At 30.2% G+C, this 25,590-nt stretch carries 18 protein-coding genes; 3 read left to right on the top strand and 15 right to left on the bottom strand.

The features are described 5' to 3' along the window. Nucleotides 1-226: 226 nt before the first annotated feature. Nucleotides 227-1,468, bottom strand: coding sequence for an ABC transporter permease (locus tag B2741_RS01300; RefSeq protein ID WP_291134713.1), 1,242 nt, complete (start codon nt 1,466-1,468; stop codon nt 227-229). Between the two features lie 295 nt (nt 1,469-1,763). Here B2741_RS01300 and hisS point away from each other — a divergent pair, with 295 nt between their 5' ends. The 3 genes from hisS to B2741_RS01285 all read left to right on the top strand — a co-directional run bounded on the left by hisS (nt 1,764) and on the right by B2741_RS01285 (nt 4,147). Beyond that, nucleotides 1,764-3,134 carry a histidine--tRNA ligase gene (gene hisS / locus B2741_RS01295; protein WP_291134711.1) on the top strand — a complete coding sequence of 457 codons (1,371 nt, stop codon included), beginning with the start codon at nt 1,764-1,766 and terminating at the stop codon, nt 3,132-3,134. A gap of 133 nt (nt 3,135-3,267) precedes the next feature. Next, a complete protein-coding gene (locus B2741_RS01290; protein ID WP_291134710.1) occupies nt 3,268-3,615 on the top strand; it encodes a hypothetical protein in 348 nt (115 codons plus the stop codon). Between the two features lie 16 nt (nt 3,616-3,631). Then, entirely contained in the window at nt 3,632-4,147 is a 516-nt protein-coding gene (locus B2741_RS01285) for a MepB family protein (RefSeq protein WP_291134708.1), read from the top strand. 20 nt (nt 4,148-4,167) lie between these two features. On the opposite strand, the gene B2741_RS01280 is transcribed toward B2741_RS01285, so the two are convergent. From B2741_RS01280 to B2741_RS01215, 14 genes are all read right to left on the bottom strand, one after another. Then, the gene (locus tag B2741_RS01280) at nt 4,168-9,081 is read right to left on the bottom strand and encodes a LamG-like jellyroll fold domain-containing protein (RefSeq protein WP_291134706.1); all 4,914 of its coding nucleotides are present in this window, start codon (nt 9,079-9,081) and stop codon (nt 4,168-4,170) included. Between the two features lie 183 nt (nt 9,082-9,264). Then, complete coding sequence (locus B2741_RS01275) at nt 9,265-10,209, bottom strand: tRNA dihydrouridine synthase (RefSeq protein WP_291134704.1); 945 nt, start codon at nt 10,207-10,209, stop codon at nt 9,265-9,267. Nucleotides 10,210-10,236: 27 nt separating this feature from the next. Further along, nucleotides 10,237-10,920, bottom strand: a complete 684-nt coding sequence (locus B2741_RS01270; protein WP_291134702.1) for a prolyl oligopeptidase family serine peptidase — start codon at nt 10,918-10,920, stop codon at nt 10,237-10,239. Nucleotides 10,921-11,243: 323 nt separating this feature from the next. Then, nucleotides 11,244-11,903, bottom strand: a complete 660-nt coding sequence (locus tag B2741_RS01265) for a LysM peptidoglycan-binding domain-containing protein (RefSeq protein ID WP_291134700.1) — start codon at nt 11,901-11,903, stop codon at nt 11,244-11,246. A gap of 11 nt (nt 11,904-11,914) precedes the next feature. Beyond that, nucleotides 11,915-13,621 carry an amidohydrolase family protein gene (locus tag B2741_RS01260; protein WP_291134698.1) on the bottom strand — a complete coding sequence of 569 codons (1,707 nt, stop codon included), beginning with the start codon at nt 13,619-13,621 and terminating at the stop codon, nt 11,915-11,917. A 181-nt stretch (nt 13,622-13,802) separates the two neighbouring features. Continuing rightward, nucleotides 13,803-15,305: a caspase family protein gene (locus tag B2741_RS01255; protein WP_291134696.1), complete on the bottom strand. Its 1,503-nt coding sequence runs from the start codon at nt 15,303-15,305 to the stop codon at nt 13,803-13,805. Nucleotides 15,306-15,470: 165 nt separating this feature from the next. Next, complete coding sequence (locus tag B2741_RS01250) at nt 15,471-17,780, bottom strand: helicase-related protein (RefSeq protein ID WP_291134694.1); 2,310 nt, start codon at nt 17,778-17,780, stop codon at nt 15,471-15,473. Beyond that, nucleotides 17,747-18,646 carry a HamA C-terminal domain-containing protein gene (locus tag B2741_RS01245; protein WP_291134692.1) on the bottom strand — a complete coding sequence of 300 codons (900 nt, stop codon included), beginning with the start codon at nt 18,644-18,646 and terminating at the stop codon, nt 17,747-17,749. The genes B2741_RS01250 and B2741_RS01245 overlap by 34 nt, the downstream gene beginning before the upstream one ends. A gap of 133 nt (nt 18,647-18,779) precedes the next feature. After that, nucleotides 18,780-19,157, bottom strand: a complete 378-nt coding sequence (locus B2741_RS01240) for a hypothetical protein (protein WP_291134690.1) — start codon at nt 19,155-19,157, stop codon at nt 18,780-18,782. 161 nt (nt 19,158-19,318) lie between these two features. Beyond that, the gene (gapS4b, locus tag B2741_RS01235; RefSeq protein ID WP_291134688.1) at nt 19,319-20,467 is read right to left on the bottom strand and encodes a GapS4b family protein; all 1,149 of its coding nucleotides are present in this window, start codon (nt 20,465-20,467) and stop codon (nt 19,319-19,321) included. Between the two features lie 5 nt (nt 20,468-20,472). Then, nucleotides 20,473-21,417 (bottom strand): GapS4a family protein, encoded by a 945-nt coding sequence (gene gapS4a / locus B2741_RS01230; protein WP_291134686.1) that lies wholly within the window; start codon nt 21,415-21,417, stop codon nt 20,473-20,475. A gap of 111 nt (nt 21,418-21,528) precedes the next feature. Beyond that, nucleotides 21,529-23,391: a DUF262 domain-containing protein gene (locus B2741_RS01225; RefSeq protein WP_291134684.1), complete on the bottom strand. Its 1,863-nt coding sequence runs from the start codon at nt 23,389-23,391 to the stop codon at nt 21,529-21,531. A gap of 73 nt (nt 23,392-23,464) precedes the next feature. Beyond that, nucleotides 23,465-24,154, bottom strand: a complete 690-nt coding sequence (locus B2741_RS01220) for a hypothetical protein (protein WP_291134682.1) — start codon at nt 24,152-24,154, stop codon at nt 23,465-23,467. Nucleotides 24,155-24,162: 8 nt separating this feature from the next. Beyond that, nucleotides 24,163-25,185 (bottom strand): hypothetical protein, encoded by a 1,023-nt coding sequence (locus B2741_RS01215; RefSeq protein ID WP_291134680.1) that lies wholly within the window; start codon nt 25,183-25,185, stop codon nt 24,163-24,165. Nucleotides 25,186-25,590 lie beyond the last annotated feature (405 nt).

The following is a 25,590-nucleotide window of genomic DNA, read 5'->3' as shown; positions in this document are numbered from 1 at the left end:
AAAGTTTCACAAAGTTTTTTCACAAAGTCCCACGATGATTTAATTTCGTTTGGTTTAATTCCTCGAAGCTCTGCTTCGATTTGTTTTTTTTGCCACAGATTCACTGATTAAAAGGGATTTTTAAAATCTGTGAATCTGTGGTGAATATTTATCTAATACCTCTAGTAGTTTATTTTAAAAACCTTGTGAACCTTGTGCCTTCTTTGTGTTTCTTGTGGTTAACTTTTTATTCGTATCTTAACGCTTCCACTGGATCTAATTTAGAAGCTTTTATTGCAGGATATAATCCAGAAACAATCGTTACAATAAACGTTGTGATGAAAGCAGCAATAATCGCCATCCAAGGAATTACAAAGTCAAAACCAATGGCTGATGCAATGACAAAACCAATCAGAATTCCTAATAAAATTCCAACTAATCCACCTAATTGACCAATTACTAGTGTTTCAGTAAAAAACTGCCAAGCAATTGTACTTCTTTTGGCGCCAAGCGATTTTCTTACACCAATTTCACGTGTGCGTTCAGAAACCGAAACCAACATTATATTCATTAATGCAATCGACGAACCAAAAACCGTAATAATTCCGATTACCCAAGCCGATATTCCTAAAACTGCTGTGTTAGAAAGTAAGGTTTGAATCAAATCATCACTACGCTCAATTCCGAAATTTTCTTTTTCAACCGGACTTAATTTTCGCACTCTTCGCATTGTGATAATGGCATCGTCAACCGCTTCGTCTAAAAGAGCTTCATTGGTAACCATAACGTCTAAGTCGTAATTGATATTTGGAGCAGAAAACAGTGAACGCGCTACTTGTGTTGGAATTAAAACACGTAAATCTTGACTATTTCCGAAAGTTGAACCTTTCTCTTTCAAAACACCAATAACTTTGAATTTTGCTCCACGAATTGATATGGTTTTATCTAACGGATTGATGTTTTCAAATAACCCTTTTTCAAAATCGGAACCTAAAACACAAACGTAATTGTTGTTTGAAATGTCAAAAGAATTAAAATTCCTTCCTTTTACCACTTCTAAACCTTTATTCGGACAAAAATTTTCATCTACTCCAACAATAGAAATTTCTGGGTCGGTCTTTTTTTCGCCATATTTTACTTCGACCGCCGAACCTGCTGTAAATGATAAAGAGGTTGTGGTAAATGGAAAATTAAATTTGTCTTGAAAAGCCTTGGCTTCTGGATAACTGATGATAGGATTAATACGTTGCTCCGTATCGTTTTGATTAATTTCAGAAGAAAAATCGTATTGGCTAATTGAAAAAGTATTCGCTCCCATAGAAGCAAAATCCTTCAAAATCGTATTTTCTAAAGCCGAAACTACCGTTAGAATTCCAACCAAAGCCGTGATTCCAATAGCAATAATCATAACCGTTAACGAAGTACGCAAAGCCTGTCCTTTAATAGAATCAAGCGCAATTTTTGTATTTTCTTTAAATAATCCTACCATGACTATAAGACTAAAGTAAGAGTAAAATGTTACAGTATCATGGAGTTTTTTTTAAACACATAGACACATTAGATTTGGATTGTATATAGTTTTAGGTGTTTCACTTTACATAGTTCACAAAAGCTATGTGTTTTGATGTAAAATGGAATGCCTTTTTAGTTTAAATTTAAACTATGTGCCTATGTGTTTAAAACCAAAAAATAGATTTTTTATACTGCCGAATATATCCGATATTTGCATTGCAAAAAATCAGAATTGTCTTATTGACACATTTTCAAATTGACACATTAGAAAAATGGCACAAAAACCAAGCATACCAAAAGGAACCCGAGATTTTTCACCAGCAGAGGTGGCGAAACGCAATTATATTTTCAGTACGATAAAAACCAATTTTGAAAAATTTGGCTTTCAACCGATTGAAACACCTTCGTTTGAAAACTCAGAAACCTTAATGGGAAAATATGGTGAAGAAGGTGATCGCTTGATTTTTAAGATTCTGAATTCGGGAGATTATTTATCTAAAGCGGATGCTACATTATTGGAAAATAAAGATAGTTTAAAATTGACTAGTCATATCTCCGAAAAAGCCCTTCGCTACGACTTAACCGTTCCATTTGCACGTTATGTGGTGCAACACCAAAACGAAATTGAGTTTCCGTTTAAGCGTTACCAAATTCAACCGGTTTGGCGTGCCGATAGACCTCAAAAAGGACGTTTTAGAGAGTTTTATCAGTGTGATGCCGATGTGGTGGGTTCCAATTCGCTTTGGCAAGAAGTGGAGTTGGTGCAATTGTATGACTCGGTTTTTAGTCAGTTAGGTTTAGGTGGCGTTACTATTAAAATTAACAATCGTAAAATCTTATCTGGAATTGCTGAGGTAATTGGTGCTTCGGATAAATTGATTGATTTTACAGTAGCGTTAGATAAATTAGATAAAATAGGTGAGGACGGTGTGAAGAAAGAAATGTCAGAAAAAGGCATTTCGGAAACGGCGATTCAGAAGGTACAACCATTGTTCAATTTCACTGGAACTATCAACGAAAAAATAGAAAAATTAGCGCAATTATTAGCGAATTCAGAAGAAGGAATGAAAGGCGTAAACGAGCTGCAATTCATTTGTGACAACGTTACGACTTTAGGTTTGCAAACCGCTTTCTTGGATTTAGATGTTACATTAGCTCGTGGTTTAAATTATTACACGGGCGCCATTTTTGAAGTCGCTGCGCCAAAAGGAGTAGCTATGGGTTCAATTGGTGGCGGTGGTCGATATGATGACTTGACAGGAATTTTTGGATTAAAAAACATGTCGGGTGTTGGAATTTCGTTTGGTTTAGACCGAATTGCTTTGGTAATGGAAGAAGTTGGTTTGTTTCCAGAAGCTGTTTTAGCGACATCAAAAGCGTTATTCTTAAACTTTGGTGACAAAGAAGCTTTGTATTCGATGAAAGCCATCGGTAAATTGCGTCAAAAAGGAATCAAAGTTGAGTTATATCCAGATAAATCAAAAATCGATAAACAATTCAAACACGCCGATAGAAGAGGTATTCCATTTGCTGTTATTGTAGGAGAATCGGAAATAGAACGAGAAGAATTTGGCTTCAAAAACCTAGCTACTGGCGAACAACAAAAAGTAGACTTTGCAACATTAGTTACGTTATTACAATAAATAAAAGTCGAACTTTGCTACACGCAAACTTGTCACGCTGAAAGCGTCTCTTTTTTACACAAAGATTAGACTTTAGATTGTCCTAAAATGCCTTTGCGAAAAACTTTGCGCCTTTGCGTTAAAATAAATTAATATGAATGTAGACGACGAAGCTAAAAAAGTAATTTGGTCACTTCAGAACAATAAACGTACTGAAGCTGAACGAAATGTGTTTCAGCCCACAGGTAAAAAACCGATGAATAAAAACGTGGTTTATATTTTGTCGGCGATTGGAATTACTTTTTTGATGAGTTTTGCGTTGTCGTTATTTTCTAAAGAAACTACTAATTTTTGTTTTTTGATTGATAGTTATTGTTTCAATTCAACTGAAAATCCAATTGCGTATACATTTTATATTTTCATGAATCTTTGGATTCTGATTTTAGGAATTGGAGTCGCTTATTTGATTGGGAAAAAGTTAGGAGATCGATTCAAAATTTAGAAAAACAATTCCATTTATGGCTACAGAAAGTTTTCAAACCGATTTGCAACTTGCTGAAAAATTACTTTATAACGAGTGTGGTTTTCAATTTCAAAATCTTATTTGGAATCCTGAAAGCACAAATTACGGTGCTTGTTCTTTTGAATTGAACAACTATAAAATTCAATTTCGTGTTGCGAATATCACTCCTACAAAAATTGGACAATTTGTTGCTATTTGGAAACGAAATAGCGAAGGTATAACAGCTCCTTTTGATGTTGCAGATTCATTAGATTTTATGATTATTTCGGTACGAGATTCTGAAAATTTCGGTCAGTTTATTTTTCCAAAATCGGTTTTAGTTGCTAAAGGAATTGTCTCTCAAAATGGAAAAGGAGGAAAGCGAGGTATAAGAGTGTATGCGCCTTGGGATAAACCAGAAAATAAACAGGCAATACAAACTCAGGCTTGGCAGGTTTTATATTTTATTGAAATTAAAGAGAACTCACTAATAGACTTAGAAAAAATTAAACGGATACTTTCAAATGGATAAGTATCCGTTTTTAAATTCTATTATTTGATAACTATTTTTTCACTAAAGTAATTGCCATCATTGGTTTTTATTTTGGCAATATAAATTCCAGTGGCAACATTTTTAACTGGTAATTTGATACTGTTTTCAGAACTATTAACTTTCCAAAGATTAATTTTTTGTCCCAAAATTGAAAATAAAGTAACTTCTTCAATTTCAGTGTTTTTTGAATTTATAATTTCTAATTGATGACTTTCAGAATTAAAAAACACTATATTTTGATTGTTTTCAAAAGCATTGTTTGATAATGTTTGATTTGAAAATCGCAGAGAAAATCTATCATTAATTTCACCAATTGGAAGTACTACACTAAAATTTGATGATCTAATATCGTTGTAAGTATCGTTTGTATTATCGTGGATGTAAATTGGTTGACTTAAATCAAAATTTTCTACACCATCAAGCATGAAATTTACTGTTCCTATTTGACTTGATTTTAAAGTCAATGGATAAATGGAGTTTGTATTAAAGTATCCAACACCTTGAATAACCAATCTGTAAGTTCCAGATTGAAAATAGATGTCGTCTGGTTGAATATCAATTATTTCTCCATCATAGCCTAAGTTGTAATCATCATTTGCGTTTTCATTCATAAAACCAATTAAAAGTTGACGATGGAAATTTGTATTTCCAGTATATCCTAATCGTACTCTTGTAAAATTATCAGGAATTTCATCATCATCTCCATTTTGTGCGCTTGTAGCAACATTATTTTGTCTAAACATTTCGTTAGAGTTGGCATTGGTTTCTTTTACAAATTTTCTTTGACTATTTTGAAAAGTTATTTGTCCTCCATTCAAATTTCCTTTAACAAAATAACCTTGCGCAACAGGAATATATCTGCCAGGAATTCGAGAACTAGAACCTAAACCACTTATTAGTACCGGTGAAACAGGTGGAACACCTCCCACCAAGTTACGAGCTGCGTATCCTCCTTGATATCCAGATAGTACATGAGTGTTGTTTGATGAATAATGCTCCCAAAAATAAAGTGTTCCTGTAATTGTACTTAAATTATCAGTAATAAATTCATCGGCATCTAATGCTGATGGATAAGGATTTCCGATTAAATTGATATTGCTAATTCCTATTTGAATTCCGCTGTGATTGATTAAGCCATTATTAGGTTTTCCTGTGAATACATAATTTTGAGGTTGAATGTTTGGAGGAGTTACAATTCCGCTTCCTTTCATTGTATAGGCTTGACCAGATTGAAGTATGGTGTTTTCATTGATTTGTTGCCAATTGGCATATTCAGATGTTAAATTGGTAAACTTGTACAACCAATATCTTGCTAATCTTAGTGGATTTGCAACACTATTTAGTCCAGATGTCCAGATGATTGATTGTGGAGCTAATGGGTTTGTTCCATCTCGAAGAACATTTTTAACGGTAAATCCGGTGTTGTTACTAACGGTACTAACAATAGAACTTACGGGAGACGACCAATAATTATAATTATATAAATTTCCAGTTCCTTTTTGATCTTTTTCTATGGTTCCAATACTAGTAGGATCTAAATCACTATCGCTAGTTTGAAGCAACTGCGAATAATCATGCAAATCAATTTTTCCATTCAGTTTTAAATACCAATCATTATGAAGTTTAGTATCATTGGTAACGTCAATTAAAACATTTGAATCTACAATCATTCCTAAGTCTATATGATTTATGTTTGAATTGATATTATGTTTAACATGGACAATTGACCAATCGTAATCTGCAATATCCAATCCGCGAATTTCATTTGGAATTGAGTGCACTGCTGTTGGAAAATCTCCAACTTGTTCTGTTACAAAAGGCATTGGTGCTTCTTGAACGGCAATTGTTTTAATATTGAAGATTCTAGCTCCTGGGGTTGTATCAATTGTTGAGGTAGTATGATTATCAATGACATCATCTTTGTAGTTATCCATTCTAAAGTAACGAACAAGATTAATCCATGGTAAACTTGGTATGTCTTTTGGGATAATAGTTCCGCGAATTTGGCTACTATTATCTTGAATTTCCTGATATACCATTTTTTGGAATTGTGAATCCGTTAACGCGATATTAAACAAGCGAACTTCATCGATTTTTCCTTTAAAAAACTGCGTGTTTGTAATTGAATTTTTTCCAATGGTAAATAGCGAAGTATCTGAAATAGTTCCAGAAATAGAAGTGCTCGCAACCATTTCACCATTTACAAATAATTTTAATAGTTCGTTTGAACCATCATAAACCGCACCAACATGAATCCATTGTGCCGAATTTAGTGCCAAATTGTTGTTTAACGTTATTCCGTTTGCAACTACTTCAACTTCTTTCGAATTATTTATTTTAATATGAAATTTGTCTTGACCCACCAAAATTCCATCGGTAGAAAATGCAGGATTGATATTAATCCAAGCCATCAAAGAAGCATTTGACCAATTGTTTATAACGTTGTTGTCAGTTGCATAATCGTTTCTACCATCAAAAGCAATGAAAAGTTTTCGTTCTAAATCTCTTGGCGAACCAAAGAAAGCGTTATTAGTGTCAAAAGCGTCTACAATTCCGTCGCCATCAGTATCTGTAGTTCCGTCTATAATTCCGTCGTTGTTGGTGTCTAAATTAGCGTAAAGGGTATGTGAAATATCAAAAGTTACTCCGTTAGACATTATATCTAAATAATCAGGAATTCCATCGCCATCGGTATCTTTAACATAATAAACAAAAGGAACTACATTTGTACCTTGGTTTTCATTTCCATAAATATTAAATGCATAATCATAAATATCTAAGATTCCGTCGCCAAAACCTTCTAAGTTGCCATCTCCGTTTGTGTCTTTATTTCTAAAATCTTCCGATTCTGGACCGTCACCTGCTCCATCACCATTGATGTCGCCATCACCATTTTCAAAACCTACATAAGCATTTGTATTTCCTGCCCAAGATTCATCCACATCAAAAACACTATCATTATCACTGTCTAAATCTAAGTAATTAGGAGCGCCATCACCGTCGTTATCGGGAATTGTGTGAGATTCTGCTACATCATGCATTCCGTTTTGATTGGTGTCAATCCATTGGTATAAATAGGCTTTTCCATCTGATAAATTACCTAGTCCCACTTCAACTACATCTGGAATTCCGTCGTTGTCAGAATCCAAATCAAATACATCGGCAATATTATCTCCGTCTAAATCACATAGAGTTTGTGAAATTAAGATGTCGTCTAAAGCTAAGTCATTTCCAGTACCACCAGTTTCGTTATTGATAAAAATTACCTGAAAAGCACTTACGTTAAGGTTGATATCTGCTGTAAAATGTTGCCAGTCACCAGCTAAATTTCCAGCTGTAGTAGGAGGTATATCTCCAGTTTCAATAAAAGTAATTAGGTTATTACTCATGTCGCGAAATTCTACTCTTACATCTGGTCTTAATCGAGTTGCAATGCCAGGAGCGTCAGTTCTATCTAAATTTAAAACCCAAAAACTGTATGTAACTGGAATGTTTGGAAGTGCACCTGTAATTGTTGCCGTGTAAAAAATTCCTGGAGTATATGAGGCATTAAAAATAGCCATTCTTCCGTTTGGATTTCCTGTATGATCACCGCCCATGTGCCAATAAGAAGGTGCCCATGAAGCAATTTGTGCCGATGAGCCAACAGTATATTTTCCGTCATTTAAGTCAGTTAAGTTTAGATTTGGACATTCTGGAGTGTTTACCCCAACGGTTCCGTCTTCAAAGCAGTAAGTGGTTAAAGCATTATAAGTAGTGTTGATAGTTGTACGAGTTCCGGCACCAAAGGTTTCGTTAAGAAATTTATAATTTACTTTATTTCCGTTCAGAGAATTACAATTTGATTCTTCAACATCATCTCTAATTCCATCATTATCATCGTCTATGTCAACATTATCAAAAATTCCGTCGTTGTCACTGTCATAAAAGGTTTGAATTCCTTTTCCAGTTATGTCAAATAAAAACGGACTCACATCATCGCTATTACTTGTAATTGAAACTTGTGCCGTTTTAATTCCAATAGAACTTGGATTGAATTGTATTTGAAAAATACTTGAATTATTAGTGTTAATTGAATTACTTGGATTTTGAGTAACTGTAAAATCAGAACTTCCAATGATTTGAACTAAAGGAGTTCCGGTTAAGTTAATGGTGTTAGTTCCAATATTTTTTACCGTGAAAGTTCTAATTACAGGATCTGAAACAATTTGAGTTTCTCCAAAATCTGTTCCGTAACTTGATGAAACCGATGCGTTATAAGGTATAGTTGTATTGTTTGTTCCAAGAATTTCTAGATGATTTCCAGTAACATTTCCATGTAAACTAACATTGTCTATGAAATAATAATCGGAGGTATTACTTCCTCCATTTAATTCATCAAATCGAATTCTAATTTTCACTTGTGTATTGCCATTTGGAATAGCATAAGTGTATGGAGAACCAACAGTGTTGCCAGAACTAGCGGCATGATTAAATGCATAAACATCTGAAGTTGTACTGTTTTTCCCATCAATTAACTTAATCGAAGTTGTGTATGAAGTTCCGTTGTTGTAGGAAATATCTAAATATAAATCATCATTATCATCTGGTGTTCCGTTTGAAGAAAAGTAAATATTAACATAAACATTAGTGAAACTACTAATATCAATATTATCAAAACTAATATTAGGATCATCTGGTGAAGAACTGTTTGAACCGCCAAATCTTAACGAATTTGGTGTAGAAACAAATGTGCTTGTATTGGTTTGAATGGTTCCAGAGTTTAAGGTGGATGTATAATTCCAAGAATCTTCTGGTTTGTTGTCAAATCCCTGATATGAAATTCGGATTTGAGCCTTTGCGATGCAAAAAAAGAATAGACAAAATACTACTATCAATTCTTTATGGAGCTTTTGGGTAATTTTTCTTTCCATAACACATTTGTTTTTAAATAAACAATCAATAAGTATAAAGCGTTGTAAACAAGGTGTTTGGCTTTTATTTATAGAACAAATGTTAGGAAAATCTATTTATTAGATAGGGGTGAAGTAATAACTGGTATTGTTTTTTTAATAACTGTTAATGAATTGATTATAATTGCTTTATAGGAATTTTGTTTACCCGTTTTTAAAAATCTCTTTCACAGCGGCTTCATAATTCTTGCTGTTTCCTGCTTTTTTAATCTTTTTATACGTTTTTTGCGGATTTGAAAAGGATTCTGAAAAGTATTCCCAAAAGCCTAACATTTTCATACGAATTGGAGTTGGACCTTGCAAATACGCATCGTATTCTCGATAAATTTCATCGTGAAAAGCTTCAAAAATTTCCAATCTATTTTTTGGATATTCTGTTGTATTGTTTTTAATCATTGATGGTAAAAATGGATCAGCAATTAAGCCTCTTCCTATCATCCAATGGTCAATGGAGGGAAAACGTTCTTGTAATTCTTTAAATTTTGTTACCGACGTAATATCGCCATTGTAATAAATTTTCTGCTTTGATGTGTCTAAACATTTTTGAAATGAATCTAAATCGACACCACCTTTGTATAATTGTTTGCCAATTCGAGCATGAATCGCAATATTTTTTATTGGATATTGTTCTAAAATGGGGAAAACATCTAAAATTTCGCTTGCATTTTCGTAACCCATTCGCATTTTCATTGAAACAATAATATCCGTTTCATTATGAACACGTTTTAAAATATGTTCAATTTGGTTGGTATTTTTAATCAATCCAGAACCCATACCACATTTAGCCACCATTGGATACGGACAACCTAAGTTCCAATTTAATTCTTTGTAACCAAATTGCTGTACATATTTCGCAACAAATAAAAATTCTTCTACATCATTGGTGATTATTTGCGGAATAACTTCTAACGTACTATTGTTTTCAGGAAGAATATCACGTTCATACGAACCTTTTACAACCAATTTTCCGTTAAGTTTGATGTAAGGCGAATAGAAAGTGTCGATTCCACCAAAGTGTTTGTGAAAAGCGTTTCTAAATCTAAAATCGGTAAAACCTTGTAAAGGCGAAGATAATAATGTAATACTCATGTGGCAAAGATAAGAGAAAGCAGTGAATTACTCTCTTTTCTGTTTAAATAACCAATCGTACATGGCATCTTCATGAAAAAGACGTTCCACATTGCCATGATTTCCGCCTTTGATAATCGAAAAGATTAGATTTGCTTTTTCATTACATTTTCTAATGGCATTCACCACTTTTTGAGATTCCGAAAGCGGTACAATATAATCTATATCTCCATGCTGAATCCAAAGTGGAATAGTGGCTAATTTGCAACCATCACTCACATTTCCACCACCACAAATAGCTACTGCTGCAGTAATTTTTTCAGCGTGTTTACCTGCAAAATGTAAGGTTCCGTAACCGCCTAAACTCATACCACAAACGTAAATCCTTGATTCGTCTACGTTGTAGTTTTTCTTTACGTATTCTAAAACTTCTAAAACTTTATCTGGATTCCAACTTCCTTTTGCCAATTGTGGTGCTACAACAATAGCAGGAATTTTTCTTCCTTTGTCCATTGCACGTAAAACACCATAACGTCTTACGCGATTCAAATCAGTTCCAGAAAGACTTTTCCCGTGAAGAAAAATTAAAATGGGTTGCTTTTCGGAGTTTTCTTTTTCGGGAACATTAATCCAAAATGGATAAGTAGTTTTATCAGTTATGGTTTTTAATTGAGAAAATCCCAAAGAACTAATTAGTGCAAAAAGGGCTATGTAAATATGTTTTAATTTCATTATCAACGGATTAGATTTAAAAAACAAAACCCGAAATTTACAATAAAGTAAAATTTCGGGTTTTCGTAGCGAGGACGGGAGTTGAACCCGTGACCTCAGGGTTATGAATTCGGCAATCAGTAAATTTTCAACGTATTTACTGGGCTTCCGAGACCAAAATTTACTAGTTTTTTATAAAATCGTGTTCAATTTCGTGTTCAGGAATAGAACTTGATTAATAAATATTTCTGTGTTTTTTCTAATTGTAAAAATAAGAAATAAAAAATTAAAATTTTGATTGTTTTTAAAAGTTCTTAAATTTGAAAATAATGAAAAAAATAGAATTATATAAGATCTGTAAATCGACCCCATAGAATATCTGGTCTATTAAATACAGTTGGGGATGTTTCTTGAATGGAATCATTATATTTTTTATCATTTCCTGAACTACAATGAATTACTTTAGTCATTTTTCCGTTTTTTACTTCAGAAACAATTCCTACATGTCCAATTTTATTTCCTGCTCCATAGACCACAATACAACCTACTTCTGGGGTATCAATTTTGTTAAATATACCTGAAACACTTTTTATATCTGCTTCCATAGAATCTGTAAAAATCCAACCTCCAAATTTTTGGTAAAATGGAATATCTGTTTTTCTTGAAATTTTAAATACCCAACAAACAAATCCACTACAATCACATTTTTTATCTGCTGTTGGTAGGTTTAACTCAGGCTTCATCCCTCCAGAACCTAATTTATACTTTATACCTTTTCCAATGGCTGATTTTGCTCTGTTCATAAATAAAGAAACATCAGTTGTCTCGGTTATGATTATTGGTCCAGGTACATCTTCAAGATTAGGAATCTTAATTAATTGATTGACATATATATGATTTGGATTTTTAATAGTTGGATTGAATGCCATTATTAGCTCCACAGTGCAATTAAATTTTTTGGCAATTTTTGATAAATTATCGTTTGGTTTAATTTTGTACATCATAGCTTTACCGTTTAGTTTTTTAAATAATTTATTGGATTATCTCTGGCAATTAAATCAAATTCCTCAGAAGACAAATTTGACATTGTTTGAGCAAGTAAGTCTTTTTCTGAATTATGGTTGCGAACTACATAAAAATCAGTACCAAATAATACCTTACTTTTCAATGATTCATTTCGTAAAGTATGTTTTAATAGTGGTATAATTTCTTGATCATGGATGATGTAACTTAAATCTGCATAAATTTTTGGATATTGTATCATTAAACTGGAAATTATAGTATACCAATCTGCATTTTTCCAAATATCCATTAATCCACCATATGATAGATTTGGGTTTTGAGGATTGAGAAATTCAATACCATTTGAGTTATTGGACATTTTGTGTGAATAATTATCTCTATCTCTTTCTAAAAATTTTTTCCATTCATCATCCCCACCATAGTGACCAAAACAAATTTTTAAATTACTTAAATCAGAACTAATGCTATCAGTTGCTTCTGAATAACCAAATAATTCAAACAGTTCAGGTTTATTGCATTTTTTTATCCATTCTTTTAGTAAAAAAGGGTTCAACAAACATAGATAATTCAATGGATGGGTGAAGTCAACTGTGAAATCAATGTTTTTGCTTTTTGACAATAACATGTATTCATCAGGAAGTTTAACATCTTTTATGATTGGATGATAGTACCATTCTTTTCTTTTGTAACCTCTATAAAAAATAGTACCTCTTATACAATGTGTCATGATGGGCAAATTATTATCCGCAGCATATTTCCAAAGAGGAAGTAATTTTTCATCAAATGGATAATATCCTAATGCAGGATAAATTTTAAATCCTGCAAAATTTTCTTTTTCAATGTAGTCTTTGATGAAACATTCTTCTAATACTACTTTTCCTTTGTTGTTTCTCCATTTAAAAAAATCTGCATAGCCGACATTTTCTCTTCTGGGATCTACAAAAACAAATGGATGAATTATTTGAGGATTTTTTTGTTTTAGCTCTTTTAATTTTTCCATTTGATTTTGGTAATTCCCTTCTGGTTTTATCTCACCAGCTTTCATAAATTCCATATCCATAGGTAATACGACAAATTGCGTATCTTTTGGATATTGGTCTTTTAATCTTTTAAAAATTGTTTTTTGTTCTTTGTAGTAAGCGAATCTTCCAATGCTTATATATCTAGTAATGAATTTTAGTTGATCTTCGTTAATGAATAACAATGAGAGTTTTTTTGAGTTTCTGAATATCATCATTGCTATTTTTCGCCCATATGGAATTCCTGTTATTGTGAACAGAATTATTAGAATTTGTATGGCATCATTTTCAAGAAATTCTAAGTGTGGAGTATTGTATAGCTTAATGAGAAGGTTATCACAAAATTTAATTTCTTTAAAGAAGTATTTGAATAGTAAATAAGATGAAAATATTACAAGTAAAAAACCAATTAAATCGACTAAAGTTCTAATTAACCAGATGCTTTGCCAAAAAAGTTTAAGTTTTACTAAGTTTTTTTTTAGGTTGCTATTTTGAAAACTAAAATTAAACTTATAAGGGCTGTATTTGCTGGTAAACCAAAATTTACAAATTCCAATAATAAGAGGAACTGTAAGTAGCCTGTAAAGAATTGCTGGCATGAATTTTTTTCCAATATATGGAGGTATATTTTCGCCTGTAAAAATATGGGTATGGCAGTTTATAATTGGTTTTTGATTCATTATTAAAAATTTCTTGAAAATTATTGATAATGTAGTCAATTGTCAATGCGTATTTATACTTAATTTGGGTAAAGTATCATTGTTATAATATTTATACAGATGTTACTGCGTAAATTAACATAGCAAATTTCTAATGTTGTAAGTGTAATATTAAGTGTCTTACCATATATTTATTTTGAGTTTAATTCAAAAATTTTATAGATGTACCTGATATTTTTTTTAACCCTTCAATTGATGAATCGATAAGTTCCAAACATTTCATGTCTCTGTTAGGATTAATAATTAATTCCATATTCTTCGTACTAATTTTTATGGAAAGCCCGCTATATGTTTGATATTCTATTTCTCCTTTTAATTCATTATCACTAAGCTTACCTCCATCTTCATCAGCAAGATTTTCAAATTTTTCTACTAATTCATCAAAATCAATATTTCCTTCAATAGGTATAGCAATTTCATTTATTTGATTAGGGAAAATATCATCAAAGTTTTCAGGTAGTTGATTTCTATTAACTCTAATTTGTAATTTTCTAGTTATTTTAGCTTGACTTGGGTCAAGAGGATTTTGTTCTACTTCTATAAAAAACCTAAAAACATCATTTTCAACATTTCCATATCCAGATTCTGCACTATACTCAATTTGTCTTTTTCTAAATGATAAGACTTCTTTAGTATTCACATAAACTTCTTGAATTTCATCTTTTAATTCTTGTTCAAATAGACTTTGAATAAAACTATTTCCCGAAGGACTATTTTTTTCGGGAATAAAATGATTTTTTTTAAAACCGGAGGCTTTTCTAATATCTAAAACTATAATTCTTCTCAGAGTTATTGAGTCAAATTTAAGACTAAGTTTAGGAAAGTCTTGATTTATTTCTAACTCAGGTTTTTCAATCTTTCTAATTAAAAAATCATTTGAAGAATTGATTTTAGCAAATGGTTTTTGAGTATTTCTGAATATTGTTTTTTGTGTTATATATTTAGGCACAGAATCACTTAAATAATTTTTAAGGGTTGAGTCGGTTATAAATTCATCATTAAGTATTACTTCAGGAACATTCCCTTTCAAAGCTTCTATTAAGTGCCATGTCCAAATACCATGCTTTAACACATCATTCGGGTATGATTTTTCGCCAGGAGAACATGACATGAATATTGCATGATATTTTTCTGATTTAAGAAAATTTTCTAGTTCTCTATTATTGAAATTAGAAATTAGGTCTCTTGCAACTATATTATTTTTTAGATAGGTTGAGCAAGAATCTAAAAATATTAAACTTTGTGTACATTCTGACGCTTCTAATGGGTCAAGAAGAATCTCTTTAATAGAGACTGTTGTTCCGTCTAAATTATCAGGATGTGAATCCCAACAGGTTAATTTATTATATCCATTTTGATAAAATCCATGACCAGCATAATAGAAATAGAATCTATTGTCTTTAGTTAACTGCCTTATATGATATTTCAATTCATCCTCTAAAGCTGATTTTGTTGCATCTTTATCAGTCCACATTAAAATATCTTCTTCTAAAAGTCCAAAATCTTCTTTGAGTAATTTTTTAAATTTGGAAGCATCATTGCGTGCATATTTTACAGAGTTTATTCCTGTTTTTTCATCAGAGAATCTGTAGTCTTCAATAGCGATTATGATTGCAAATGATTTTTGTTTAATATTGTCTATCATTTTATATAATATTTCAAAAAATGTATTAGATTCTTGATTCTGTTATAAAATACTTAATTAATGGATTGTTTTTTATTTAGATGTATTTAAGTTTGTTTTAGTGCTAATTTTTTTTGAAAACAGAAATTCAATTAAGTACTGAACCTACACTTCTCCAAACTACTTCTATTCGTTTGTGCTTTTATCTGTTCCGTTAATAATTGTTTCTATTCTGTCAAATATTTTCATTTCGTAATTGTCAAAATTAGCTTTAGTGTCTTTCGATTTTTCTTCGTTTTCGTAATATTCTAAAACACTTGAAGGCACTCCATAATCACTTGCAATTCGTCCGTTTTCTGTCAAAGCATTATATTCAAGTTTTAATAAAAGTCTATCAATACCTGTTACATCTTCAAATGTTTTGTTATTCTGCTGGGATTGAATGAAACGAAACATAATATTAAAAACCCCAAGATATTTTACTACTTGATATTTTAAAGTGTTGTAAACAAATTCAGCAGTTTCTGAAATAGACTTGTCAATTGTCTTACCTTGAGCAATTTTAAAAGTTACCGAACTCATAAATCCACCAACTAAATAAAAGTGTAATAAATGAGTAAGAATTGAAAATTGCCCGTTTTTATCTGTTTCTGATATTAAGAATTTTAGCTTTTCACTTTTTACAATTGGAAAAATGACTTTAAGAATGGTTTGAAATCCATCATTGTCAATATCCATTTTGTATTGTATTTTTCTAATTAGTGCATTTATGGTTTCAATTTCCGAAGTATTAAGTTTCTTAATTTCATCATAAATTGTAATCTTATCAAGCCGACTTACAACTTTATATAAGTTGAATATTTCATCTGGAATTCCTCTTTTTTCTTGCTCTGCTTTTATATCTGTTTTTCTATCTTGGTCGGCTTGTGAAAGAAACTCATCCTTTGAATAAAACAAATCTATTTCGTCTTTCGGAGCTTGTAAGTCATAGTTTTTATGTTTGATTCCTTCTGGTTCTGATTCAATTGCTTTCATAAAGTCATTTTGAAGAACTATAACTCTTCCAGAATAATGATATAAAAAACGTCCTGCTCTTCCAGCAATATTTTTGGCATCAAATTTCTTGAGTTCTTTATCTCCTTTTTTACTGTGAAGTACAATAAGATTTTTCGCAGAAGTATTAACACCTTCTGTAATTGTTGTTGTTGACAATAAAACTTTTAATTGACCTGAATTAAATAGTGAGATAATCTCTTTTTGAATATACTTTGGTATTAAACCGTGGTGAATACCAATTCCCTTTTGCAATGCTTTTATTATTGTCCAATCTTTGCTGAAATTTTTAGATATATGTTTAATAAAGTCTGAATAATCATTGTCTGAATGATTATTGAAAACATCTGATTCTAAAAGTGTTTTAGCGTATGTCTCTGTGTAATTTCTTGTTGAACAATAAACGATTGTATTTTCATTGATTTCATTGATTTTTTTGATTATTTCAATTAGTCTATCCGTCTTTCTGCTGGTCTCGAAATCAAATTCTAAAAATTTATCAACGTCAATATGCTTTTTAGTCTTAATATCTTCATATGATTTGCTTACAATTTCATACTGATTGAAATTTATTAATTCAATTTGGTTTTGGCTAAGAAATTTGTCAAATGAAGAATTATATCCTGTTTTTTGAGAATCATAAAAATCGATATATGGACCAGCTAATAAAACATCAACATTGATCTCCAAAGCATAAAATACAGACAAACGATATGCAACATCTCTTTCATTTTCTTTTACTTCTTCATCAAGTAAATATTCGTTGTCAATTTTATAAATCTCATCAATAAAGGCGAAATTAAATGTTATGTTTGTTGGATTTTTCTCTTTGAAAGACAAAAACCGTTCAGGTGTATAAATAAATAAATTATTTTCTTCAAATTCAGTTACCTCACTTAAAGTATGAATTTTATATTTGCTTCTAAAATATTCATAGTTGTCATCAGATATTAATTTCTCCAAATTTTCGGAAAGTAAAGCAATGGTTGGAAAAATTAAAACTACGTTTTCGTAGTTCATTTTTTTAATTATTTCAAAAACAATATGTGTTTTACCAAACGAAGTACTTGCAGATAAAAAATATCGGTTCAATTTCCCTATTTGAAATAAATCCATAATTTTCATTTGATATTTATGGACTTTTAAGTTCTCATTTGTATGTAAAGTACTTTCGTAAAGTAATGAGGAAAAAGTATTTAAATTATATTCTTCTATTTCTGTTTCTTGATTGAATTGGCTGTTCAATATGTCAAAATAATGCGGTATTCCTACCACATTTGAAATATACTTTAGAAATTTTAAGTCAGATTGATTTAATGTGTCATTTTTTATTTCGTTGAAATAATCGCATACGGATTTAATAAGAATATCGTCAGATATTTCTTTTGAATTGAATTTGTTGATTTGTCTTAAGACATTAGTGGTTTCTTCAATTCTATCCATTTGATTACTTCTTCTTTAATTGCTTTAACGTCTTTGATTGGAACCAAAATAAAAAAAATAGAATAGTCAACAGTTATACTGAATGTATTCGCTGTGTATTTTTCCTGAATATATTTTGGGATATTTTTAATACTATCATCATATCCTAAATCGTCTTCTTCGTACAATAACATTACTGGATAAATCAGTTTCATATTATGTTGCTTAAGCTCATCAATTATTGATAAATATGGGTTTTCTTCCCAATCTTTTATGACTGTTTCAATTTTAGACCCTTTATAATGGAGATTATTAATTTGATTTGAAATTGCAAATACATTTGTTTTCAAATAATCGTCCGAAATAGCTTTATTAATATTTTTAAATATACTATCGATTCCAGTTTTATAGTTTTTATGAAATTTAACTTCTCCAAACCAAAGTTCCGTTTGATTGTTGTTTTCAATCAAATGGTAAGAATCATAACCTTTTGTTTCAGAATTTTCTAATGGATTGTAAAAGTATCCTCTTGCTATTAAAGGTTGTGACTTAAATAATACATACAAAACACTAAACAAAATTACTTCACCTAAAAAACCATACTTTACTTTTTGATCAAGGTCTAAATCTGGGTTGTATTTTAATCTTTTTTGTAAGGCTATATAATGTAATTTGTCATAGTCTTTGTTTTCAATTTCAAATTCGTTAAATGAATATTCTAAAATGGAGTTGTAAATAATTTCGGTGAATTTGTTATTGTCTATTGATTTGAAACATTGGTCATTATCAACTGAAACAATAGTTTTTGCTATTCCTGCTGTTGTATTCGGCAAGTCATATTGGTAAACAATTGTTTTTTCTATAAGATCAAGTAATGATTGTCTCATTCGTTCATTTGTTGATTGTTCGCGGTGTCGCTCATAGTATAACGCCTAATGTTTGGCCTCTATGCGATGTGGCGGATTAAGGAAGCCAAAACCCACCATATTGCTAAACGGTAATTACCAGCAGTAATTTTTTTTAAAGATACCCAGTTAATATTTTAACTTCTAATATTCCATTTTTTGTTAACTCTGCATAATTTTCATTGCCATCGATTAATCCTTCTGAATAAAGTTCATTTACGGCATGTGTTACTTTTTCATTTTCCAAATTATCCAATTTAAACTTTTCTTTGTAATTTGGTTTGCTTGTTACATAGCTATGATTTGGCATTTTATATAATCCTTTCAGAATTTTAGTTTTTACAGTATCAATAATTTTTCTGTCATTTTCTTCGATGCAATTACTATAACGTAATTCAGCATAATCAGACATTTTTTCGATGATATCAGATATTTCTATGTTTTTGCTTTCTGCTATTTGGTTTAAAATCTTTTCTAAATCTTGAATATTCATTTTTTATATTTTAGTTTATTTTAGTCGTGGCGGTTTCAGGTTTCTATCGCAATTTTTGGTTTCTAAATTTACCGCTTTGTTGTAAAGATATGTGAATTTTCGGCTGGTTTTATTTTCCAGCTAAGGAAAATAAAACCAGCCATTTAGTAAACAGTAGTATTTTATTCTTCGCCTTTCAGTTTGTACTTTTCAAATTGCTCAAGTTTATAATTCTCAAATATTTTTGAAATATCATTATTCAACTTGTTGAAGTTTATAAAATCTCTACATTCTTTATCAGGAATTATGGTTAAATCGAATTGAAACTCTGAGATAACTTTCTGTTTATTTACATATTCAGGAAAAGAGAAATCTACAATACAAATGCCTTTTACTCCTGTGCCAATCATATCAAATTTATACTTAAGTGAAATTGACGAAAAAATAATTTTATCATGAAATGATTGGTTTGTTATAAAAATATGTTCTTGAAGTTCAGAACCATTTATTTTCAAATTTTTTATTCCAGAGATGAAGTCTTTAATTTCCAGAGGTGAATTTACGTTTTCATCTAATTGCACATTGATGTCACTAATTTCAACAAACTCCAAATTTCTACTTATTGAAGGTGATGTAAAACTATAGAAGAATTGAATTCGATTCTTATTATCAAAATCTTTGAAAAGTATTCTAACAAAATCTTCTTCTTCTTTAACTACTTTTGCATCTTTAAAGTTATTTTTCAAGTTCTTAAGAAGCATTTCATTTATTTCATTTGTTTCTTTGGATGTATGATTTTTAGTTAAGATAAGATTAATTCCTGAATCTGATTTTTTCTCGATTGTTATCAACGCTTTATGAGTAGTTTTAGTTTGAACCCAATCTTTTGTTTTATTATCTCTTTCAATTTCATATGATAATTGAATCCTGTTTGGATTGTTTTCGACCAATTCAAATTGAGGATTTCCCTTTACTTTATAGTTTGGTTTGTAAACTAGATTTTCACCAATTATTTTGTTTAACGAAAAACTTGGAGGGATAATTTCAAGTAACTTTTTTTCAGTTTTACATGGAATTGTCAATGTATTTGTTTTAAATTTTTCTTCCTTAGTAGTTTGATTTTCTACAAGCCTTTCAAACTCTTTCGGACTTAAAATGGTTGACATTAGGATAGGAATAGATTTATTCTTATCGTTTTCGTCAATGAAAACACCTTGATCATTTAATAAATCTTTAAGATGTTTAGCTGTCAAAAATGATTGTGAAATCATTGCTCGTAATTGCTCACCAATTGGCAAAAAATCTTTAATTTGTTCTTGTTCTACTGCCATAATTTCTATACGTTTCTAAAATCAAAATCATGTTTAACTACTTCTATCTGGTCTGAGTAATTCACACTTTCAAGTTGAGCTAAAACTTTTTTTACTGTTTCGTTATGTGATAACTTATTATAGTCCGGAAAGCTTATCATTGTTTTAGTTGTAGCTTCTAAATGGTTAAACTCTTTTGATAATCCAATTAATTTTAATAAATCATTTTCATCAAATTTATCTCTAGTACCAATAAATAATATTGTGTTACTTCCCTGTTTTATTCGTATTGGAATTATATTTGAACAAAAGTATTGTAAAGGTAATTTTTTGCCAAAACTATTATTTTGCGTCATCGAATTATTCATTCCTGTTTTTGGATAAATAAAATCGTAATTATCATTTCCAAAACTATTTTTTATTGGTTGGATTAAGTTGAAAAGAAATTCCATTCTCGAATTATCGACTACTAAAATTTTATCGTAAGAAAGATTATAGCTTTGAAAAGATGTATCAGCGATTTCTTCAACTAAATTCTGACTTCTAGATTCTTCGTTATTTGACAAATAAAACAAAACTCCAGTAATTGTAGTGTCAGAAACATTTGAGGTGGCAGAGTTAATTTCTCTGTAATTTGGAGAATGAAGAAAACATTTCATAGTGAAAGCAAGTTCAACAAAAAAGTCTTTGAACTTTTCTTTTGGTTTGTTTGGATATTTATCAAAAGTATATTTAGATGAAATAATTCCTATTTCTAATAATTCATCAAATAATGGCGATTTGTAAGAAACCAATCCATCAACACCATGAGTTAATCTTTTTTCAGAGCCTTTCTTTTTGTGGTCATCACTATGATTACAATCTATTGTGATATTTGTTCTGTATGAGTTTCTGTAACCAATTAGTTCCTCAAAAAAATATTTTACAATATCTTCTCCTTGTTCCCCGATTTTTTTAGACCATTCCCCCATATTTTAAGATGTTTTAGATTAATTATAAATATTGTAATTTTATTCTGTAAGTTTCTTTTTATTGCGATTTTTCTGAATATTACAGCAAACAGCTGATGTTAGGGTTCGGACTTATTCCCATATTCTTTTTGTCAATTCATAAAGTAAAGTATGTCGTTCTTCAATTTCTTCTTTTCCGTAAGTTAGATATGGCTTGAAGTTTAAGTTGTTGTCTTTGACAAACTTTGCAAAAGTTACTTTCTTATGGTACATATCTGGCAGCAATGTTCTTGCATAATATGTACCTACAACATTATATGTTTTTAATTTTTCTGAGTAAAGCTCGTCTCCGGAAGATTGATTGTCTTTGCCTTTTAAAAGTAAAAGTCCTCCAAGTCTATTTCTTTGAAAATTAAACTCTTCTTCATCTACGAATAACTTTAGGTTGTCTTCGTGATTAGTAATTATATGTTCAATATGATAAACATTGCCACCTTGCGATTGTGAAACAAGTTGATAATAACTTCCATACTCACTTTCATTTGAAAAATCACTAATAAAATGGTCAATTCTTGCAAAATAATATCTTAGAAAAGTTCTTCCAAAGTCATTGTAACCAACATTTTTGAAAAATTCATATTTGAACGCTTCATCTAATGTTTCTCTATCATACTTCTTTTTAACTGCTGTAAGAAGTTGATTGTCAAAACTGGCCTTTGCTAAATCTATTGATGCGTTTCTAATAGCAATGGAAAGAGAAATAACATTTGTATTAAATTCATTTGATTTATAACTATTGGTCAAGTTTAGTAAACTGAAAAATTTGTCAAAATATTTTGGCATTAATTTAAGTTTTTCATTTCGCATTTTGTCGTCCAATTCAATTGACGATAAAGTCAAAACAAATTGTCCGTCCATATCATTCAATTTATTGAAATAAATAAATTCAAAGTCTTTGTAATAATCATTATAGTACTTTAGCATTTCAACATAAACATCTGAAAAGTAGGGTAAAGTTTTTTCTACAAAGTATCTTGCCTTTTCTTCATTGTTTTTTAAACCTATTTTCAATTCGTATTCGTCAAGAAAAATGGTTTTGTGATATCTTGTCTTGTCAAGTTTACTGTACTGTTCTGCGTTGTCTGAAAACTTACTTCTAAAATAAAATCCAAAAAATTCATCGATTTCATTTTCACCATTTTTTTCGATTTTTTCGATTTGAGTTTCCCAAATTTCAATGTACTTTTCTCTGTCAGCTATATCAATTTGACTTAATATTTTACCCTTTAAAATTTCATAAGGTTTTAACGGAACACCTCTGTCGTTAATTACCTCAAAAACCATTGCCACATCTTTATCCTTATCAATTTCAATTTCTATAAGGTAAACTCTATGTCTGAAATAAGAAATGAATGTTTGTAATTTATGTGGTGTAGCGAATTTTGCGTCCAAACTGTTTAGTATGACTAAATAGTTTTTATAAATATTTCTTTCAGAAATAATGTTATCATCTTTCCTTTTTGTAAAGTCTTTGCTATTATCTAAAATATCTTCAAGTGCATCTTTTCTGTCTTTGAAGCCCATCCAAAACGTTTTACCAAATTCGGTTACACCTACTATTGAGTTTTTTAATGCGTCAATTATATGCTGTTCAAGTTTATGCTTTATCGCCAAATGATAAAGCCCAATTGAAACCAATGTCAAAGTGGTAAGTCTTTGTTGTCCGTCAACAATGTACTTTTTCCCTTTGATAAGGTTTGTCATAAAAGTATTTAGATAGTACCATTCAAGTTTGTCTGTGCTTTCTTGATTAATCTCTTGATTTGGATTGTATTTTTCAAGGTCAAATCTGTAAAAAATATCTTTGAGCAATGAGGAAACAGGTTTATATTCAAGTTCGTCATTCCATTTATATTCTCTTTGGTAAAAATCAACATCATATTGAATGTTATTGAATATTTGGCTTATTTTTCTGTCGTACGGTTTAAGTCCCATTTTTTAAATTTTGTCGTTTTTGTTTTTTGTCGTGATGTTGGCTTTGTATTTTATGTTGTTATATCTATTGCTTTTAATCAATTGTCAAAAATTGTTCATATAAAATTTTAGCGTAATACTTTCCGTATCTGTCTATAATAAGTTTGCTAAACAATATTGGAAGAAAATATGCAACAGCAAGAATCCAACCCAAATTTCTTGTTGTTAGGTTGCAGTAACAATATGAATGAATAAGAATAATCACTGAAATTACAAAAGCTAAAAATGAGCCACCAATTAAATTTCTAAAAAATCCGTATTCAATATTGTGCTGTAACAAAAGTGAATTATCTCTTAAAATATTTCTGATTTGAGAAACAGCCGTTACTATTAGTTTTCTTGCTCTTAAGGCATCTACTGATTCATTTGTTTCCGAGAGTAAATTTATTCCAAATTTATTTTTGATTTTATCTTCAATTTTTTGTTTGATACTTGTCTCAAGCTCATAATTTGATTTTAGCAACAAATTTGTTGTTGGCATATTTATTTCGTCTTTAAAATAAAGTTTTTGAAATATTTCTTTGGATAAAAAGCGATTTCCTTGAACAAGCAAAAAAACAATGGCTGATGATAATATTATGTCGGTAATTGTCGGAAGCACCAAAAAAATATTTTCAAGTTTTTCGTGATATAATGAAGATACAAACCTGTTGTATAATATTATTGCAGGTATTGAAGTCAATACCGTTGGAAAAAGTCTTGCTTTAAAATAGTAGGTATTCATTGTTATGTCTATTTTGCTTCATATAAAAAAAGAAAATATGCTTTATGTTTTGAATTATATTTTGGTTCGTTCCAACCTTGTTTGGTTCTAAAATCTCTTGCAAACTCAAAATTTTTCACATAAACTTTCAAATAGTCAGGAGAGGTATCTAAAATAACATAACCAGCCTGATTATTAGTAATTCTTATTTTTGGATATTTAGTGTATGCCAAGTGTTCAGAACTCGCATTTCCAAATAATGTAACTTTTGGATTAAGAGTATCTAAAAAGTCATAGTTTCTACTTGAATCTCTTCCGTGATGTGGTGCAAGCAAGATGTCAATATTAGAAACTTCACTTTTGTGATTTTTCAGTATATAATCCCATGAATCATCGTGAGTGTCGCCCGCTAATAGTATCTTCCACTTTCCACCGTCCTTTTTTGGTGGTGTAAATAATATAGCATAAGAAGCATCATTGTAGTCTTCTGTGTCGTTGCCATTTTTTACAAGTTCAGCAGTTGGACATAAAATAGTAATGTCGTCTTCATTATAATATTGATTACTTTGTTTTGAAAAATATGTTAAACGCTTGGTCTCTGTGTTTTTACCTGCTCTCAAATTTTTATAAAATTTCCAATCTTCTTTGTTGTATCCACCAAAAAAATTATTGAGGTCAATATCTTTATCATTGTCAGTATCCCAAGTATTTACAACTTCAAATTCATCATATAAATCTTTAATTCCATCCAAGTGATCCATATCTGGATGAGAAATAATAAATCTAAAAATACTACTAACTTTTAGTTTGGTTTTTAAATAATCAATTGGATTATCGGGTTCTTTCTTTTGGTTATAGTTTGTCTTATTAGATGGAACGTGAGTTCTATTTATCATTTCTTCTCTTTCTTTTGAAGATTTTACAGCTTTTTCTTCATCAGTGTCTTCATCATTATAGGCATTACTTATATCCATAACTGTAATACGTCCTGAGTCGTGTTGTATGATATTGCAGTCTCCTTCAAGTACATTTAAAAAGTGAATTGTCGCCATAGTTGTTTGTCAAATTTTAGTATTGTGTTGCGGTGTTATTGCATTACCCATAAATAGTAAATATCATTAAATTTATACTGCTTAGATTTATAGTTAGTTTTCAAATAAAATTTATTTTAATTATAAAAACAATACGTAAAAACACGTAATTTAATTAGAAATAGATAGCATCACTGTAATAAAAATAAAGATTGCTGTAAAAATAATTATTTGGTAACCGTTGAGTAATATGAATTTATTTGGTGAAAAAATAAAGCTCATTAATGAAGAAAAGTAATATATAATGCTTCTTTTGATTTTTTTACAGATTGATATTTTTATTCTTGAATTCATGATAATTAAATTATGGGAGGAATTCCTGTAATCCTTACTCTTTTTGTTGCATTTTTTGGAGTAATTACCATA

Origin of the sequence: Flavobacterium sp. UBA7663, assembly GCF_002483315.1 — a bacterium.
Lineage (GTDB): Bacteria > Bacteroidota > Bacteroidia > Flavobacteriales > Flavobacteriaceae > Flavobacterium.
The sequence above is the reverse complement of the archived record's forward strand: the minus strand, read 5'-3'. Positions and strand labels throughout refer to the sequence as shown.

Excerpts from the sequence above, each read along its gene's own strand:
- B2741_RS01300 (WP_291134713.1), bottom strand. The coding sequence starts at position 1,468 with ATGGTAGGATTATTTAAAGAAAATACAAAAATTGCGCTTGATTCTATT.
- hisS (WP_291134711.1), top strand. The coding sequence starts at position 1,764 with ATGGCACAAAAACCAAGCATACCAAAAGGAACCCGAGATTTTTCACCA.
- B2741_RS01290 (WP_291134710.1), top strand. The coding sequence starts at position 3,268 with ATGAATGTAGACGACGAAGCTAAAAAAGTAATTTGGTCACTTCAGAAC.
- B2741_RS01285 (WP_291134708.1), top strand. The coding sequence starts at position 3,632 with ATGGCTACAGAAAGTTTTCAAACCGATTTGCAACTTGCTGAAAAATTA.
- B2741_RS01280 (WP_291134706.1), bottom strand. The coding sequence starts at position 9,081 with ATGGAAAGAAAAATTACCCAAAAGCTCCATAAAGAATTGATAGTAGTA.
- B2741_RS01275 (WP_291134704.1), bottom strand. The coding sequence starts at position 10,209 with ATGAGTATTACATTATTATCTTCGCCTTTACAAGGTTTTACCGATTTT.
- B2741_RS01270 (WP_291134702.1), bottom strand. The coding sequence starts at position 10,920 with ATGAAATTAAAACATATTTACATAGCCCTTTTTGCACTAATTAGTTCT.
- B2741_RS01265 (WP_291134700.1), bottom strand. The coding sequence starts at position 11,903 with ATGATGTACAAAATTAAACCAAACGATAATTTATCAAAAATTGCCAAA.
- B2741_RS01260 (WP_291134698.1), bottom strand. The coding sequence starts at position 13,621 with ATGAATCAAAAACCAATTATAAACTGCCATACCCATATTTTTACAGGC.
- B2741_RS01255 (WP_291134696.1), bottom strand. The coding sequence starts at position 15,305 with ATGATAGACAATATTAAACAAAAATCATTTGCAATCATAATCGCTATT.
- B2741_RS01250 (WP_291134694.1), bottom strand. The coding sequence starts at position 17,780 with ATGGATAGAATTGAAGAAACCACTAATGTCTTAAGACAAATCAACAAA.
- B2741_RS01245 (WP_291134692.1), bottom strand. The coding sequence starts at position 18,646 with ATGAGACAATCATTACTTGATCTTATAGAAAAAACAATTGTTTACCAA.
- B2741_RS01240 (WP_291134690.1), bottom strand. The coding sequence starts at position 19,157 with ATGAATATTCAAGATTTAGAAAAGATTTTAAACCAAATAGCAGAAAGC.
- gapS4b (WP_291134688.1), bottom strand. The coding sequence starts at position 20,467 with ATGGCAGTAGAACAAGAACAAATTAAAGATTTTTTGCCAATTGGTGAG.
- gapS4a (WP_291134686.1), bottom strand. The coding sequence starts at position 21,417 with ATGGGGGAATGGTCTAAAAAAATCGGGGAACAAGGAGAAGATATTGTA.
- B2741_RS01225 (WP_291134684.1), bottom strand. The coding sequence starts at position 23,391 with ATGGGACTTAAACCGTACGACAGAAAAATAAGCCAAATATTCAATAAC.
- B2741_RS01220 (WP_291134682.1), bottom strand. The coding sequence starts at position 24,154 with ATGAATACCTACTATTTTAAAGCAAGACTTTTTCCAACGGTATTGACT.
- B2741_RS01215 (WP_291134680.1), bottom strand. The coding sequence starts at position 25,185 with ATGGCGACAATTCACTTTTTAAATGTACTTGAAGGAGACTGCAATATC.